General features: G+C 44.3%; 17 protein-coding genes and 1 other annotated feature. Of the genes, 15 read left to right on the forward strand and 2 right to left on the reverse strand.

Annotated features, from left to right (window positions below; translation table 11 throughout):
* Positions 1-15 precede the first annotated feature (15 nt).
* From A8F95_RS01480 to pheA, 8 genes are all read left to right on the forward strand, one after another.
* Positions 16-1,500, forward strand: a complete 1,485-nt coding sequence (locus A8F95_RS01480) for an Rne/Rng family ribonuclease (RefSeq protein WP_141676205.1) — start codon at positions 16-18, stop codon at positions 1,498-1,500.
* A gap of 58 nt (positions 1,501-1,558) precedes the next feature.
* Positions 1,559-1,639 (forward strand) — a sequence feature (ribosomal protein L21 leader region).
* 13 nt (positions 1,640-1,652) lie between these two features.
* Positions 1,653-1,961, forward strand: a complete 309-nt coding sequence (gene rplU / locus A8F95_RS01485; protein WP_065408923.1) for a 50S ribosomal protein L21 — start codon at positions 1,653-1,655, stop codon at positions 1,959-1,961.
* A gap of 12 nt (positions 1,962-1,973) precedes the next feature.
* Positions 1,974-2,306, forward strand: coding sequence for a ribosomal-processing cysteine protease Prp (locus tag A8F95_RS01490; protein ID WP_065408924.1), 333 nt, complete (start codon positions 1,974-1,976; stop codon positions 2,304-2,306).
* A 15-nt stretch (positions 2,307-2,321) separates the two neighbouring features.
* Positions 2,322-2,606 carry a 50S ribosomal protein L27 gene (rpmA, locus tag A8F95_RS01495; RefSeq protein WP_049663432.1) on the forward strand — a complete coding sequence of 95 codons (285 nt, stop codon included), beginning with the start codon at positions 2,322-2,324 and terminating at the stop codon, positions 2,604-2,606.
* A gap of 246 nt (positions 2,607-2,852) precedes the next feature.
* Entirely contained in the window at positions 2,853-3,398 is a 546-nt protein-coding gene (locus A8F95_RS01500) for a Spo0B C-terminal domain-containing protein (protein WP_077247161.1), read from the forward strand.
* A 42-nt stretch (positions 3,399-3,440) separates the two neighbouring features.
* Positions 3,441-4,730 carry a GTPase ObgE gene (obgE, locus tag A8F95_RS01505; RefSeq protein WP_065408925.1) on the forward strand — a complete coding sequence of 430 codons (1,290 nt, stop codon included), beginning with the start codon at positions 3,441-3,443 and terminating at the stop codon, positions 4,728-4,730.
* A gap of 316 nt (positions 4,731-5,046) precedes the next feature.
* Positions 5,047-5,502 carry an ACT domain-containing protein gene (locus A8F95_RS01510; protein WP_065408926.1) on the forward strand — a complete coding sequence of 152 codons (456 nt, stop codon included), beginning with the start codon at positions 5,047-5,049 and terminating at the stop codon, positions 5,500-5,502.
* Between the two features lie 51 nt (positions 5,503-5,553).
* Positions 5,554-6,417 (forward strand): prephenate dehydratase, encoded by an 864-nt coding sequence (pheA, locus tag A8F95_RS01515; RefSeq protein WP_065408927.1) that lies wholly within the window; start codon positions 5,554-5,556, stop codon positions 6,415-6,417.
* A gap of 32 nt (positions 6,418-6,449) precedes the next feature.
* Here pheA and A8F95_RS01520 read toward each other — a convergent pair whose 3' ends face one another.
* Positions 6,450-6,989 (reverse strand): transcription repressor NadR, encoded by a 540-nt coding sequence (locus A8F95_RS01520; protein ID WP_065408928.1) that lies wholly within the window; start codon positions 6,987-6,989, stop codon positions 6,450-6,452.
* A 60-nt stretch (positions 6,990-7,049) separates the two neighbouring features.
* Entirely contained in the window at positions 7,050-8,174 is a 1,125-nt protein-coding gene (locus tag A8F95_RS01525) for an IscS subfamily cysteine desulfurase (RefSeq protein WP_065408929.1), read from the reverse strand.
* Between the two features lie 106 nt (positions 8,175-8,280).
* Here A8F95_RS01525 and nadB point away from each other — a divergent pair, with 106 nt between their 5' ends.
* From nadB to A8F95_RS01560, 7 genes are all read left to right on the forward strand, one after another.
* On the forward strand, positions 8,281-9,876 hold the full coding sequence (gene nadB, locus A8F95_RS01530) for an L-aspartate oxidase (protein WP_065408930.1): 1,596 nt from the start codon (positions 8,281-8,283) through the stop codon (positions 9,874-9,876).
* Positions 9,845-10,723 (forward strand): carboxylating nicotinate-nucleotide diphosphorylase, encoded by an 879-nt coding sequence (gene nadC, locus A8F95_RS01535; protein WP_065408931.1) that lies wholly within the window; start codon positions 9,845-9,847, stop codon positions 10,721-10,723. Before nadB ends, nadC begins: the two co-directional genes overlap by 32 nt.
* Entirely contained in the window at positions 10,701-11,804 is a 1,104-nt protein-coding gene (gene nadA / locus A8F95_RS01540; RefSeq protein ID WP_065408932.1) for a quinolinate synthase NadA, read from the forward strand. The genes nadC and nadA overlap by 23 nt, the downstream gene beginning before the upstream one ends.
* Before the next feature lie 243 nt (positions 11,805-12,047).
* Positions 12,048-13,316: a SafA/ExsA family spore coat assembly protein gene (safA, locus tag A8F95_RS01545; protein ID WP_065408933.1), complete on the forward strand. Its 1,269-nt coding sequence runs from the start codon at positions 12,048-12,050 to the stop codon at positions 13,314-13,316.
* The gene (locus A8F95_RS01550) at positions 13,306-14,277 is read left to right on the forward strand and encodes an aminoglycoside phosphotransferase family protein (RefSeq protein ID WP_065408934.1); all 972 of its coding nucleotides are present in this window, start codon (positions 13,306-13,308) and stop codon (positions 14,275-14,277) included. The genes safA and A8F95_RS01550 overlap by 11 nt, the downstream gene beginning before the upstream one ends.
* A gap of 66 nt (positions 14,278-14,343) precedes the next feature.
* Complete coding sequence (locus tag A8F95_RS01555; RefSeq protein WP_049663412.1) at positions 14,344-15,057, forward strand: YhcN/YlaJ family sporulation lipoprotein; 714 nt, start codon at positions 14,344-14,346, stop codon at positions 15,055-15,057.
* Positions 15,058-15,228: 171 nt separating this feature from the next.
* Complete coding sequence (locus A8F95_RS01560; RefSeq protein WP_065408935.1) at positions 15,229-16,641, forward strand: glycoside hydrolase family 18 protein; 1,413 nt, start codon at positions 15,229-15,231, stop codon at positions 16,639-16,641.
* Positions 16,642-16,677 lie beyond the last annotated feature (36 nt).

The raw sequence follows: 16,677 nt of genomic DNA on the forward strand, positions 1-16,677 counted from the left end.
TCTCACAGCAGTAAAGTGAAACCAAAAGAGGAAAGCGGGTTTTATATGAATACGTTAATTGTCAGCCTAAAAGGCAGGGAAAAAAGATTAGCCGTCATGAAAAACGGACAGGCCGATCAAATTCATATCTTTCAGCCGTCACACCTCTCACGTGTCGGCTTTATTTATTATGGAATTGTTTCTAAGGTAGAGAAAGGGATGAACGCTTGCTTTGTGAATATTGGACTGGAACAAAATGCTTATTTACACAGAAATGATCTGCCCAATCATCAAAATAAACCGATTAGTGAACTGATTCACCAGGGCCAGAAGATCATTGTCCAAGTGATAAAAGATGGGACAGAAACGAAAGCACCACGGCTAACAGCCATTATTGAATGGCCGAGTGATCTGCTTGTTTATTTGCCTGCAGGTCGTTACATTGCCTTGTCAAAAAAGGTAGCAAATGAAAAGAAGCGCAGTGAATGGACAAAATGGATAGAACAGCAGAAACGAGAAGAAGAAGGATTGATTCTTCGCACCGCTGCTTTTCATTCCTCAAAAGAGGTACTGCTTATAGAATGGAACCGGCTCCGTCTTCAGCATGAAAAGCTAGAAAAAGAAGCGGAAAAAACAAAAGCTCCTGCTTTATTAATGGAGAGGCAGCAGCTAAAAGAAGAATTGTTTGCCCGGATGAATGAGCTAGGGCAGGGAGAGTTCATTTGTGACGAGCTGGATTTTCTATCGAGCGTGAAAGAAGACCCGCGTTTCGAGAAAAATAAGTGGACCACTCTTTTTCATTCATCTGAGGAGGAGGTATTTTCTGCCTTTCACTTACCGAATGCAGCGGAGCTTTCTTTAAAACGGATTATTTGGATGCCGAGCGGCGGATTTATCGTTATTGACCGAACAGAGGCGATGACCGTCATTGATGTGAATACAGGGAAATTTACCGGCAAAAGCAGCCAGCAGCAAACGGTGCTTTTAACGAATAAAGAGGCGGCGATAGAAAGTGCTCGTCAGCTGCGACTGCGTGATATTAGCGGTATTATTCTCATTGATTTTATTGATATGATAAAGGAAGAAGACCGCCGCCAGATTGAACATATACTCGTTGAGGAAGCAAAGAAAGACCCGAAGCAAATCTCTATCCGCGGGTTCACCTCTCTTGGACTTATGCAAATTACTCGTAAAAAAACGAAGCCTTCTCTCGTGGAAACACTGACTGTCCCTTGCCGAGTATGCCGAGGAACTGGACGGATGATCAGTCCAGAAACAGCTGCTTTTCAGCTTGAAAGAAAGCTATTTGAACTAACGCGAGATGAAGAAGAAGCGGTGCTTGTAGAAGTGACACCGGACGTTATGACAGTTTTTGCTGGTGAAAAACATGAGTATCATGAAAAGCTAGAGAAGCTGCTTCATAAAAAGATTATTTACAGCGTGGTTCATTCAGAGGCACCTGTAGGAAACGTCATTCGAACAGGCGATTTTAGAGAGTTGTCACTAAAAGGAACTTCCTGAAAAGAAGTTGACATAAGAGCATGAAAATGATAAGATTCTAATGTTATTGTTTGTAGCACCCGTGCTACAACCGCTCATACCAGGTTCTAAGAGTTTGTTTTTAGCAGACCACCTGCGGATGGCGAGTCTGAGTAATTAAGGAGGTGCAGGGAATGTACGCAATTATCGAAACTGGCGGTAAGCAAGTAAAAGTAGAAGAAGGTCAAGCTATCTACATTGAAAAATTAGATGCTGCAGAAGGTGATTCTGTAACATTTGATCAAGTATTATTCGTCGGCGGCGAGAATGTAAAAGTAGGAAGCCCAACTGTTGAAGGTGCTACTGTTACAGCTAAAGTTGAAAAACAAGGCCGTCAAAAGAAAATTACTGTTTTCAAATTCAAAGCTAAGAAAAATTACCGTAGAAAACAAGGCCATCGTCAGCCATACACAAAAGTCGTGATTGAAAAAATCAACGCGTAAGGCGATGATCAAATGATTCAGGTAGACGTAGTAAGGCAGCCTTCTGGAAGAATTTCTTCTTTTACTATGGAAGGCCATGCTGAATTTGCTGAACATGGAAAAGATCTCGTGTGTGCAGGAGCAACAGCTGTTTCATTCGGAGCACTAAATGCTATTCTTTCCTTAACCGATGCCAAGCTCGGCATTGAGCAGGGAGAAGAAGGCGGACTGCTGCGCTGTTTGGTTCCGGAAGATCTTCCGGCCGACATAGACGAAAAAGTCCAGCTGCTGCTTGAAGGAATGGTTGTTTCTCTGCAAACGATTGAACGTGAGTATAGCAAATATATAAACATTACTTTTCACTAACAGGAGGTGAGACTCATGTTAAGATTAGACCTTCAATTTTTCGCATCGAAAAAAGGGGTTGGTTCTACAAAGAACGGACGTGACTCTGAAGCTAAGCGCCTTGGTGCAAAGCGTGCAGACGGTCAATTCGTAACTGGCGGTTCAATTCTTTACCGTCAACGTGGAACAAAAATTTACCCTGGTGAAAACGTTGGCCGTGGTGGAGACGACACTCTATTCGCAAAAGTTGACGGCGTTGTTCGTTTCGAACGTTACGGCCGCGACAAGAAAAAAGTGAGCGTATACCCTGCAGCTCAGTAATAAAAGCTCGATAAAATGGAAGTGGAAAGCTCTAACCAACCGGTTAGAGCTTTCTTTATGGTTATTTTGAAGCGGCTTTTCATGGTTTGCTATCTCTATTCATTCAATTTCTGTTATACTAATTGGAAAGCCACAACAGGCAGGAAGATTATGGGCATATAATTAGCAATAAAGCGAGTGATGAGAAGGCAGCAGCCAACTTCTCTTTCTTCCATATATGTTTGGCACTAGGGGGTGACCTGTGCAGTGGATGAAAAAAGTAACAATTGGACGATTATTCGAGCGCTTCAGCATGCCCGGCATGACTGGATGAATCATATTCAGCTGATTAAGGGGTATATTGCGCTTGGAAAAACAGAAGAAGCAGAGCGGGTTATTGAACAGACGGTTATGCAAGCGAAGCAGGAAGCTCATTTATGCAATTTAGCTTTGCCAGAACTTGCAAAGCTGTTGATTACATTTAATTGGGAGGCGCATGCCTTTCAGCTCGAATATGAAGTAATGGATATGAGTATCAAGACAGAGGCAGCAGACAGCTGTCTCGTAAGCTGGATGTCCTCACTTTTCTGTCTCATTGAAAGGAATGTCGAGACGTATGCAGCTAATCACTTATATCTTTCAATGGAAGAAGCAGAAGAAGGAATTCGTTTCTTTTTTGAGTTCAGTGGAATAATAACGAATACAGAAGCGCTAAGCAAGGGGTTAGTGGAGATACTGAGCGCTTCTGGTGTAAAACGATATAAAATTCATTTGCACTCATCGGAGGAAATGCTCTTCGAAGCGGTCATCTAAAGAGCTCTATAACACGCACAGCTTCATCAATAGGAGGATTTTATGTTTGTAGATCAGGTAAAAGTATATGTAAAAGGCGGCGACGGCGGAAACGGCATGGTGGCCTTCCGGCGTGAAAAGTACGTACCAAAAGGCGGACCGGCTGGCGGCGATGGCGGCCATGGAGCTGACGTTGTTTTTGAAGTCGATGAAGGGTTAAGAACGCTCATGGACTTTCGCTATCAGCGTCATTTTAAAGCTTCACGCGGCGAGCATGGGATGAGCAAAGGCCAACATGGTAAAAATGCAACCGATATGGTGGTAAAAGTCCCTCCAGGCACAGTCGTCATGGATGATGATACGAAGGAAGTCATCGCTGATTTAACGGAGCATGGCCAGCGAGCGGTGATTGCAAGAGGTGGACGGGGAGGACGCGGAAATTCCCGTTTTGCCACACCAGCCAATCCAGCTCCGGAATTATCGGAAAACGGAGAGCCGGGACAAGAGCGCTATATCGTAATGGAATTAAAACTATTAGCAGATGCAGGTCTCGTTGGTTTTCCGAGCGTCGGTAAATCGACACTTCTCTCTGTTGTGTCAGCTGCTCGTCCGAAAATTGCGGCTTATCACTTTACAACCATTGTCCCTAATCTTGGCGTTGTGGAAACTGACGACGGCCGCAGCTTCGTCATGGCAGACCTTCCGGGATTAATTGAAGGGGCACACGAAGGAGTAGGCCTTGGCCATCAGTTTTTACGTCATATTGAACGAACACGCGTCATTGTGCACGTTATTGATATGTCAGGCATCGAAGGCCGCGATCCATATGATGACTATGTGACCATTAACAAAGAGTTGAAGGAATATAATTTAAGGCTGACTGAACGGCCGCAAATTATTGTAGCGAACAAAATGGACATGCCTGATGCAGAGGAAAATCTGGCAACATTTAAAGAAAAGATCGATGAAGATACACTAATCTTCCCAATTTCCGCTGTTACGCGTGAAGGGTTGAAAGAGTTGCTGTTCGCAATAGCAGATAAAGTAGACGAAACTCCAGAATTCCCGCTTGCTGACCTAGAAGAAGAGAAGGGCATCCACCGTGTTATGTACAAGCATGAAGATCAGCCGGCAGAATTTATGATTACAAGAGATTCTGCAGGAGCCTTCGTTGTCAGCGGGGCAAAAGTAGAGAAGCTGTTCAAGATGACGGATTTCTCACGCGAAGACTCGATTCGCCGCTTTGCCCGTCAGCTTCGTTCCATGGGAGTCGACGATGCATTGCGCGAACGCGGAGCCGAAGATGGCGACATCGTTCGCTTGCTTGATTATGAATTTGAGTTTGTTGAGTAGAGATGAAGTAGCTCATTAGTTCTGGTGTATGCTTACTGTAGCTAATGAGGTTTTAAGTTTATCCAGCTGCAGGCGCTAGCGCGTACGGTGGTTTTGAAAAGTCTCAGGGAGTCAAAGAGCGACTCCCCGGGCCTTTCCTCCAACCCCCTATCGCGCTGACCGAGCGCCTTCCGCTTTTAAGTTATCTAGCTGCAGCGCCTAGCTGCTCGAGGTCATAAATCAAATGGACTGCATGGCAGAAAAGCGCCATTTCGTCCATTCGCTTTATGCTTGTCGCAGCTGACCAGGCGCTTCCGCTTTTAAGTGAGGGAGAGACGTGGCTAAGAAGGATTTTGAACGTAAATTTTATCTTGTACGCGAGGATGTTTTGCCGGAAGCGATGAAAAAGACGCTGGAAGCAAAAGAGCTGATCGATCGGCATCGGGTAGACTCTGTATGGGAAGCGGTAAAGAAGGTGGACTTGAGCCGCAGTGCTTTCTATAAATACCGCGACACTGTTTTTCCTTTTCATAAAGTCGTCACTGAACGGATTATCACTTTATTCTTTCATCTGGAGGATCGGTCGGGAACGCTGTCTGAATTACTTAGGCTTGTCGCCAAATATGAAGGAAATATTTTGACTATTCACCAAACTATTCCTATTCAAGGAAGAGCGAATGTCACTTTATCATTGAATGTAAGCAATATGACGATTGATTTGGATGATATGCTGGCGGAGCTGGAAAAACTGGAGTTTATTGATACAGTGGAAGTGCTGGGCTCGGGTGGCTAAGAGCCGGCTTTCATCCATTCAAAAGATTCCCAATTTTCAAGTAAGGAGAAGATTTCATTGCAAAAAATCGCTTTTTTAGGGCCTGCCGCTACTTTTACTAACTTAGCGGTGTGTCATGCGTTTCCGGGAGAAGAGCATGTTCCTTATCCGACCATTCCCGCTTGTATGGATGCGGTTATTAACGGAGATATGGACTTTGCTGTTGTGCCTATTGAAAATACACTTGAAGGAACCGTTAATTTAACGATTGATTATTTATTCCATGAAGCTGATTTGAAAATTGTAGCTGAGTTGACAGAGCCTATTCAGCAGCATTTGCTCGTTCATAAAGAATACGCCTATGAATGGCAGAAGACAGAGAAAGTTCTCTCGCATCCTCATGCCATCGCCCAATGCCATAAATTTTTACATAGTTATTTCCCGGATAATCCACACGAGCAAATGACATCGACAGCTGCTGCAGCAAAATATGTGAAAGAACACCCAGAACAGCGCTTGGCAGCCATTGCGAATGAATTATCTGCACAAGAGTATGATTTAGCAGTTGCCAGACCTAATATTCATGATTATGAATTTAATCAGACCCGTTTTATCGTACTAGCCAAACAAGAAACAGACCTATCGCTGCCGTTGGCTAGGCCTCGAGATAAAACAACCGTTGTCATTACACTGCCATCTGATAGGCCGGGGGCACTTCATCAAGTCTTGTCTGCTTTCTCTTGGCGTAATATTAACTTAAGTAAAATTGAGTCCCGTCCATTAAAGACCGGTCTTGGCAATTATTTTTTCATTATTGATATTGAGCAGCGGATGGATCAAGTTCTCATGCCAGGAGCCTTTGCTGAGATGGAGGCGCTCGGCTGCAAAGTACATATTCTTGGAAGCTACCAAGCCTATGCTATTCAATATGAATAAATTAAAAAAGCTGTCCCATGAGACAGCTTTTTCTATTCCACGAGTAAAAACCCTGCCTGTCTTAAGGCGGCCTCTGCCTCATCGAGTGTCCGTTCTTCTCTCGCTGCAATGGTGTGCAGATGAACGCCCTCCGTTAACTGTGATAAATAGGCTGCGTTTGTTTCGTTCACCCGCTGAATGAATTGCGCTACTTCTTTCCGGTTAGCCACCATAATGGAAGCTGTTAAATCGCCGTATACGGGATGTTCAATCTTTACGTCTTTTACGAGCACCCCAAGATCGACAAGCAAATTTAGTTCTGCTTTTGCATCTTCCGGTTCATGGTTGCAGGCAATGGAACGTTCGAACCATTGCTCCGGAACGGCCGGAGCAAAATAACAATAGCCTTGGCTTGTAGCAATGATGGGTTCATTGCGTGCTTTTAATAACGTAATATCATTGACGATAACTTGGCGGCTCACATTCGAACGGTTTGCCAATTCACTGCCTGTTAACGGTTCTTTACTCGTTTGTAACCATTCTAAAATAAGCTTGCGCCTTTCTTCCCCTAAAATCTTTTTCCCGGAAGTCATATTGATCCCTCCCTATACAATCTACACTTTTTTCATTTTATCATAAGGCAGGAGCTAGTTCTAACGGAGAGAAGCTGACGTTATGCCTAGCAGGAGGTCTCCGAGTTTCTCTATTTCTTCTGTTGTCGTGCGGCTGCTAAGTGAAATACGGAAAAATTGGCGGGCTTTCTCCATCGAATACCCCATCGCCAGAATCGCCTTTGTACCATTTTCTGTCCTTGAATCACAGGCGCTTCCTGTCGAGATGGCACAGCCTTGTTCATTTAATTTTAGTAAAATCAGCTGTCCTTCTGTGCCGGGCAGCGTCATTCCGATAACGGATGGAAGCTGATGAGCCTCCTCCGTTTCAATCCAATGAAAAGCAGAATGGGCAAGTCTTTCTTTAAGCAAATAGCGGAGCTGCCATTCTTTTTGCAGATTAAAGGTCTGACAAGCTTTTTCAGCAGCTGCGATAAAAGCTGCTATGGCTGGGACATCCACTGTTCCTCCGCGAAAGCCGCTTTCATGAGTAAGACCAGGGAAAAGGGGAGTCCATCGGACGGCAGGATCGATATAAACGGCTCCAACTCCTTTTGGACCAGATACTTTATGAGAAGAAAGCGAAATGCTATGTGCCCATTGAAGCAGCGGTCGAAGGTCTAATTTGCTGAATGCCTGAACGCAGTCCGAGTGAAATAAAATATCTTTTTCTTTTAATAACCTGCCAATTTTCTCAACCGGATTGATCGCTCCAATTTCTTGATTCACATATTGCAAAGAGACAAGAATGGTATCGGGACGAATAGCTGCTGCTACTCTTTCCGGCTCTACCATTCCTCGTGAACTAAGCGGCAGCTTTGTAATATGGAAACCTTCTTTTTCTAAATAGGCCATCGCTGAATGAACAGACGAATGTTCCGCCATTGAGGTAATCACGTGTGTGCCTTTTTTTCTTGCTGCTTGTGCCAGCGAAATAATGGATAATAAGTTACTCTCCGTTCCACCTGAAGTAAAGTAAATGCCTTCCTGTTTGCCCCCAATTAAATCAGCTAACGTTTCTCGGCATCGTTTGAGTAAAAAACTAGCCTGGCTGCCCTCATCGTGAAGACTTGAACTGTTGCCAAAAAAATCTTGACTCGCTTTTATATAAACGTTTAGCGCTTCCTTACTCATAGGGGAAGTAGCCGCATAATCGAAATAGATCAATGAAATGTCCTCCTTTATAAAAGGATTTAAAAAAAAGCCTTGTCATTAGTTTAAATTTGTGTAAACATATGTGTCAAGACACCTGTTAAAACAAGAGGGGAAAATAATGAATAAACAAGCTGATGTGATCATCGTTGGCAGTGGACTAGCTGCTCTGCAGTTAGCTCATCATTTACATTCAACTAGTCATGTGATTATTCTCACAAAAACAAAGATTAGACAAAGCAATTCCTATATTGCCCAAGGTGGTATTGCAGCAGTAATAGATAAAGATGACAGTGTTCATTCGCATGTGGAAGATACATTAAAAGCAGGACGGTATCATCATTTTACCGAGGAGGTAGAGCGATTAGCCGGTGAGGGGGCCGCAGCGGTAAAAGAGTTGATTGCCGGCGGTCTTGGCATTGATAGAGAGGCGGATGGACAGCCTTCGCTTGGCCTTGAAGGAGCCCATAGCGCAAAAAGAATTGTTCATTCAGGGGGAGATGCGACCGGCCGTCACACAGTAGAGCACTTGTTGGCGACCTTGCCGGCAAATGTGGAAATAATCGAAGGAGAAATGGCTTATGAGTGCCTGCTATCAGAGGACCGCTCTGTCTGCATTGGTGTAAAAACAAAAAATAAAGAAGGACAAATCCATCATTACTGGTCCTCGCATGTTGTCTTAGCTACAGGGGGCATTGGTGCTATTTATCCAGCTACATCTAATCAGCCGACCATGACTGGAGACGGGATTGCCATGGCCTTTCGTGCTGGAGCAGAGGTGACAGACATGGAATTTGTTCAATTTCATCCTACTTTACTTTTTAAGGACGGAGCTGCAAGGGGACTTATTTCAGAAGCGGTCAGAGGAGCAGGGGGCGTACTTGTGGATGAGAATGGCGTTTCTCTAATGGAGGGTGTCCATCCGCTAAGAGATTTAGCCCCGCGTCACGTTACAGCCTATGAAATTTACAAGGCACTAGCGAGAGGGACGGCTGTTTTCCTAGATATCCGGCGTGTTCAACAGTTCGAGAAGCAATTTCCGACAATTACAGCATTGTGTAAAAGAAACGGGGTGCCCATCAGCAAAGGGTTCCTTCCGGTAGCTCCAGGAAGCCATTTTTTAATGGGGGGCATTTCTGTTGATTCCAATGGCTGCACAACAGTGCCGGGATTGTATGCAGTCGGAGAAGCAGCCCACAGCGGTGTTCACGGAGCTAACCGTTTGGCAAGCAACTCTTTGCTAGAGGGAATTGTATATGGCCGCAGATTGGCTGCTTTTCTCAATCGTCATATACCAGTGAAGTCAAGACCGGCTGATATGTTTTATTACGAAAAACAGTTAAAGAGCGAATCGGCCATTACGCTTTCAAAGGAAGAGCTGCGAGCTCGTACAATGAAAGCAGCTGGTATTATTCGGACGTCGGAATGCTTGCAGAACCATGTAAGTTATTTAGAGAAACTAGGAATTCAAAAGTGGATCGAAAGCGGACTAGACGAGCTGGATAGAGACGCAATTGAAAAAATAGATATGCACATCAATAGCTATTTAATTAGCCGCGCCGCCTTGCTTCGTCAAGAAAGCCGCGGTGCGCATATCCGTACCGATTTCCCTGTCGAAGAAGTAGATTGGTGCGGAAAACGAATTGTCCAGACAAAGGACCAAATAAACATAAGAGGTGGGCAGCATGAACGAAATCCAATTAGAATCCATGCTTAAGCAGTTTTTTATTGAGGATATTGGTGATGGAGATATAAGTGGGGAAGCGCTCTTTTCACAAGAAGAAAGAGGCTCATTTACTTTATTAGCGAAAGAAAACGGGATTTTTTGCGGGAAGTTGATTTTACAGCGTGGCTTTGCTCTTATTGATCCGTCCGCTGTTGTCCATATAAAGGTAAGGGACGGGGAAGCTGTTTCTCCTGGTACGATTATTGCAGAAGTGGAAGGAACGATGCAAGGGCTCTTAAAGGGCGAGCGTGTCATTCTGAATTTAATTCAACGGATGTCCGGTATCGCCACGGCAACAGCAAAAGCTGTAAAGCAAACTGCCGGCACGCATGCGAAAATTTGCGATACTCGTAAAACAACACCAGGGTTGCGTATGCTGGAGAAATACGCGGTAAAAACAGGCGGCGGTTATAATCATCGTCGCGGTCTTTATGATGCTGTCATGCTGAAAGATAACCATATTGCCTTCGCTGGGGGAATTAAGCAGGCAGTAGAGAAAGCAAGAGCGGCGGTTGGTCACACGGTAAAAATTGAAGTTGAGATTGAGACAAAGCAACAGCTGATAGAAGCGATTGAAGCTGGTGCCGATATTATCATGTTTGACAATCGGACTCCTGAAGAAATCCAGGAATGGCTGCCGCTCGTACCTGACAGTATTGCGACCGAAGCTTCAGGGGGCATTTCGTTTGATAACATTCGACCATTTGCGGAAAGCGGCATTGAATGGATTTCACTTGGTGCTTTGACTCACTCAATCCGTGCTTTAGATGTTAGTGCAAAAGTGATAACAAAATCTGTTAAGGAGGAAGCCGATCATGTCTATCATGGAAATGCTTAAGCAGCCATCTTTTGCTTTACCGGAGAAATACCGGCAGTTAAAGAAAGAGGAAATGGAAGAACGGGTTAGAGAGATTAAACAGCAGCTTGGCCATTCACTGTTTATTCCGGGGCATCATTACCAGCGCGATGAAGTCATTCAATTTGCTGATGCGGTAGGTGACTCCTTGCAGCTTGCCCAAATTTCTGCAAAAAATAAAGAAGCAAAGCATATCGTATTTTGTGGTGTGCATTTTATGGCTGAAACAGCAGATATTTTAACAACACCAGAACAAACGGTCATTTTGCCGGATATGCGTGCAGGTTGTTCCATGGCAGACATGGCGGATATTTACCAAACAGAGACAGCTTGGAAAGAACTGCAAGGACTATTTGGTGATACGATGCTGCCTCTTACGTACGTCAATTCTACAGCAGCCATTAAAGCTTTTGTTGGCCGCAATGGCGGAGCAACCGTCACTTCGTCTAATGCTCACTCAATGGTTAAATGGGCCTTTGAGCAAAAAGAAAGAATTTTATTTTTGCCAGACCAGCATTTAGGGCGTAATACGGCTTTTGATCTAGGCATTGGACTTGATGAAATGGCGGTATGGAATCCGATCAGCAATGAACTTGAGTATGAAGGCGACGTAAGCAGAGTAAAGGTCATTTTATGGAAAGGGCATTGCTCTGTTCATGAAAATTTTACCGTTCAAAATATCGAACACATCCGAAGCACTCATCCGGAAATGAACATAATTGTTCACCCGGAATGTACGCGTGAAGTCGTAGGATTGGCGGATGACAATGGTTCAACAAAATATATTATTGAAAAAATTGAAGCGGCCGAACCTGGGAGCGCTTGGGCGATCGGTACAGAAATGAATCTTGTCAATCGACTGATTCAACAGCATCCTGATAAACATATCATCTCATTAAACCCGAATATGTGTCCGTGCCTAACGATGAATCGAATTGACTTGCCCCATCTGTTATGGTCACTTGAGAGCATTGTTGAAGGAAAAGAAGGCAATGTGATTAAAGTGGATGATCAAACTGCCCACGAAGCAGTCTTAGCATTAGAACGCATGTTAAATAGATAGTAGTCTTACACCTGCTCTTCAGCAGGTGTTTTTTTGCGAAGCTTTTAAGAGAAATGCCAGTGAACAAGGAGTGGTATCCGTGAAGGAAACCATCTGAACGATGAATAAAGAGCCATAGCCGTAAGCAATAAGCAACATTCTTTTCTCATAACTTCTTTGTCATGAGCATACAATTTGGTGTAGGTTCGTTCACAAATTCGTATCGCCCACATATACTACGACGAATGCCTGAGGAGGGAGAAAATGAGAATCCATATTGTTCAGAAAGGGGATACACTCTGGACGATCGCCAAAAAATACGGAGTGAACTTTGATGAATTAAAAAAATTAAATGCGCAGCTGTCTAATCCGGATTTAATTATGCCTGGAATGAAAATTAAAGTGCCAACACCGGCAGGCCCATCTAAAAAAGAAATGCCTATGCCGTCAAAAAAGCCAAAAGAAGCACCGATTTCTCCTTCAAACATGCCAATTAAGGAGCAGCCTAATGTAGTGGCTCCAATGAAAGAGCAGCCTAACATAGTGGCTCCAATGAAAGAGCAGCCTAATGTAGTGGCTCCAATGAAAGAGCAGCCCAACGTAGTGTCTCCGATGAAAGAGCAGCCGAAGCTGATTTCCCCAGTGAAGGAGAAACCAGTTATGCCGCCGCTGCCGCCAATTGTACCTGAAGTAGAGATTAATCAAGTGTTTCAAATGAACATGGAGCAAGTACAGCAGACCGTTCAGCAGCCACCTCCTCCTCCTCCGGCCCCACCTGTCAAGCCCGATAATATTTTTCCGGGGCTTGGTAAAAAGGAAGAGGTAATGGAAAGTCCGAGCATGCCAGTCACACCGCCGCCTATGCCGGAAATAGAGATGGTATCACCATCACAAGGAGGCTCTAACTACCCGATGAATGCATATGTGAATCAATATCAAATGGCACCGCAAGTTCCAAACTATGGGATGCAGCCATCATTTTCTCCCCAATGGAGCATGCCAGTACCTATGATGCAGCCTTCCTATCAGGTAGCTGGTGAAATGATGGAATCATCTCCAGAAGAAGTGTCACCTAATTACCCAATGATGCACTATCCTTCACCGGATAACGTGCAGGGGATACAAGAGAATATGCCGCCTATGCCGGTGGCTCCCATGTCGTATGCTCCGCAGATGTATCCCGTAACAGCTCCATATTCTATGCAGCCATACCCGTCGTCTTGTTGCGTTCCAATTACACCGGTTATGCCAGGAACAGGCTGTTATATGCCATATGAAATGCCCTATCAGCCAATGATGGGATATGGGGTAGAGTCACCGGAATATGGGATGCAGCCGCAAGTAATGGGAGCCTATCAACCGTCCGCCTATTATCCACAGCCGATGATGACACAGCCTTATATGCCTAGCTATTACCAGCAGCCAATGGCGTACCCGGCTGGAGGAATGGGCATGCCTTACCCTCCTCCGCCAATGTTCGCGGGGCAATCGGGTTGCGGCTGTCATCGTTCAGATGAAGAGGATGAAGAATAAGTTTTATCAGGGAGACGACTTAACACCTCGTCTCCTTTTCCTGTTATCTGCCCGTTTAGAGGAAACGATCCAGACTGTTTTTCCGTTAAAAGAAGGAAAGTGGCTTGTCATTACTAAAAAACATAAGTGGTTTCTTAAAAGGTATTCGTCACTTTCACAACTAGAAAAGCAAATCCAACTACATCGCTTTCTGTCTAATAATGGTTTTACGAAAGTGATCCCTTTTCATCCTATATCACCGATTAAATTTGAAAAGCAGGTTTTTGCTGTCATGCCCTTTATTGAACCTTCAAAAAAACCATTTCGCTTTCAAACTAAAGCAGAAAGGGAGGAAGCTCTCCAATTGCTCGCTTTGTTTCATCAGAAGACTGAAAATGTCTCTGAGGAAATGGCTTCAGGATTTCATATGTTTGATCAAATAAGTGTGTGGCGCAAAAGGCTGACTGCGTTTCAAAGCTTGCTTCCCGAATTGGTTCGGTATTTTCCGCCTGCCATATTAGAGCACTACACAGACATGGGGAAATGGTGTCTTGAGCATGTTGTTGAGCAGCCGGGAGACGAAGGAAAGATGGCGGTGATTCATGGGGATGTGGCAGCTCATAATTTCTTTAGGTCCGCCGCGGGCTCTTTATATTTAATTGATTTTGATTTAGCTGCGCGGGCGCCTGCTCTATTTGATTACGTGCAGTGGGTTAATCGTGTCCTGCCAATTGTTGGATGGGACGTAGAGAAAATAATGGAACACCGTGTTCTGTCTCTATATGCACGTAAAAAGAATTGGCTCATCTATACAATGTTTCCTGCCGATGTTTTTCGTGAATGCCGTCGAGTCATGTCTACCTCCTCTAAAGAAAAAAGGATTGCTTATCAACATGCTTACGAGCTTACGGTCAAGTCATTTACAAAGCGAAAAGAGTTTTTTAAAAAATGGAAGAGAGAATGGGAAAAACAGCAAGGATAAGACTTCTCCACTTCTGCAAACTAAGAAGGGCATCATCTGCCCGAATAAGAGCTCAGGGGTGGAGTCATGCAGAAAACGCTGAAAGCTTTTGCTGTATTATCTTTATCGGCTAGCCTGGCGGCGTGTGGGATTGAAAAGGAAAGTGGCTATGGCGGGGATAATAACCAATACGAGCCACAGGGATACTTTTCAAACGCTGGACACGGTGATACGAATGATCGTCATGACGGCCCGCTGACAGAATGGTACGATCATTCTGTTGGAGAGGAACAAAAGGTGATACGAAGAGAGAAAAATCGGTACTTGCAAAATGACGATGACAATGGCCATCCACAAAATCCATCTAAACCGCTTGCTAAAGAGGACCGCAGCTTCTATGAACGGGATAACGAGCAGCCTTATAACAGCGATGCAAACTACCACGGTCATCTAAGTGTTCAAAACGTCCAAGCAAAAAATTCTTATTACACAAACTACAATGGAAAGCTGGCTGAAAAAGTCGTTAGAAAAGCGGAACAGGTAGAAGGTGTACTGGACGCACAGGCATATATTGGCGATAAGGAAATACTCGTTGCTGTACAGATTTCCAAAGAGAGCGATGAGAAAGCAGTAAAAAGTAAAGTCAAGCGAACGATAGAACGCTATGCAGACGGTGCTGAAGTCAGAGTAGCGGACGATATCGGTACCTTTAACTATATTCGTGTTCTAGACAATGATTTGCGTGATGGCGGACCAATTGACTTACACAACACCCGGTTTACGAAAGAGAGATATAGATAAACGGGAGTCTCTAGACTCCTTATGAGCTCCTAACCATTTTACGGTTAGGAGTTTCTTTCATTTTGCCGCCTAAGAAGAAGTTTTGAATAAATATTTTAGGAATAGAAGGTCTTCTTAAAGCTCCTGTCCGCATATGTATAATGATATGACTATCATTTGGAGGAGACACCTATGATTATTCATGTAGTTCAAAAGGGAGAGACCTTAGATCAACTGGCGCGCAGGTATGGAGTGGACACAGCTCAAATTGCAGCGGCCAACGAGTTGCCTAACCGTGATCGTCTCGTCGTTGGCCAGGCTTTAATTATTCCTATTTTGGCTCAGCGGCATACCGTGCGATCAGGAGAGACGCTTCGACAAATCGGTCAACGATATGGAGTAACAGTAAGAGAGATTGTTCGGGTTAATCGGATTAGAGATCCGGAAAGGATTAACCCTGGCACTGTGTTATATATTCCAGCGAGAAGGCATATAGTAGAGGTTGGAGAGACACTGCGGCAAATTGCGGAGCGGTATGGAATAGACATACAAGAATTGATAAGAATGAATAATATCCGACGTCCGGAGGCCATTTATCCAGGGCAGGTTTTATCCATTCCATTTGAAAGACCGGTTATCGATGTGAACGCGTATACAATCGAAATGGGAGAAGAAGGAGCCAGGCAAGTTCGTGAAGTAGGCAGGTACTTAACATATGCCTCTCCCTTTGCCTATACTATGAGGGCAGACGGTGGACTAGAATCCATTAATGACGAGGCAACGATTCAAGCGGCCAGAGCGGAGCAAGTTGTTCCCATGATGGCTATTACGAACTTTACTGCAACGAATCCAGGGTCTCGATTAGCAAGCACCATTTTGAGAAGTGTGGAGCTGCAAGAAACATTGCTGACAAATGCAATTCAAATCATGCGCAGAAAAGGCTATCAGGGGATTAATATTGATTTTGAAAATGTCTTTCCAGCCGATCGTGAACGCTATAATCAATTTTTACAACGAGCAGTAAACCGGCTCCATCCAGAGGGCTTCTTTGTTTCCACCGCGTTAGCTCCTAAAATAAGTGGTGAACAACAAGGATTATTGTATGAAGCACATGACTATGCGGCTCATGGCCGGATTGTGGACTTTGTTATTTTAATGACGTATGAATGGGGATACCGATTTGGCCCGCCGCAAGCTATTTCACCACTCAACCAAATTAGACGGGTTTTGGACTATGCTGTGACTGTCATTCCACGGAATAAAATATTTTTTGGCTTTCAATTATATGCTAGAGATTGGCTCCTTCCACATCAACAAGGACAGGAAGCTGAAACATTTGATATGCAGGAAGCTGTACGCCGGGCGGTACAACATGGGGCGTCTATTCAATATGACACTGCGTCCCAATCGCCATTTTACCGATATACAGATGAACAAGGGCGTACGCATGAAGTATGGTTCGAGGATGCTCGCAGTGCTCAAGCAAAATTTGATCTTGTAAAAGAGTATAAACTCCGTGGAATTAGTTATTGGGTACTCGGTTATCCATTTCCACAAAACTGGCTGCTTTTGCAAAGCAACTTTAGAATTCGAAAAATAGGGTAAGGGGATAAGAAAAGCAGAAAGCCGCTAATTCATACT

This window comes from Pseudobacillus wudalianchiensis (assembly GCF_001685015.1).
GTDB lineage: Bacteria > Bacillota > Bacilli > Bacillales > Domibacillaceae > Pseudobacillus > Pseudobacillus wudalianchiensis.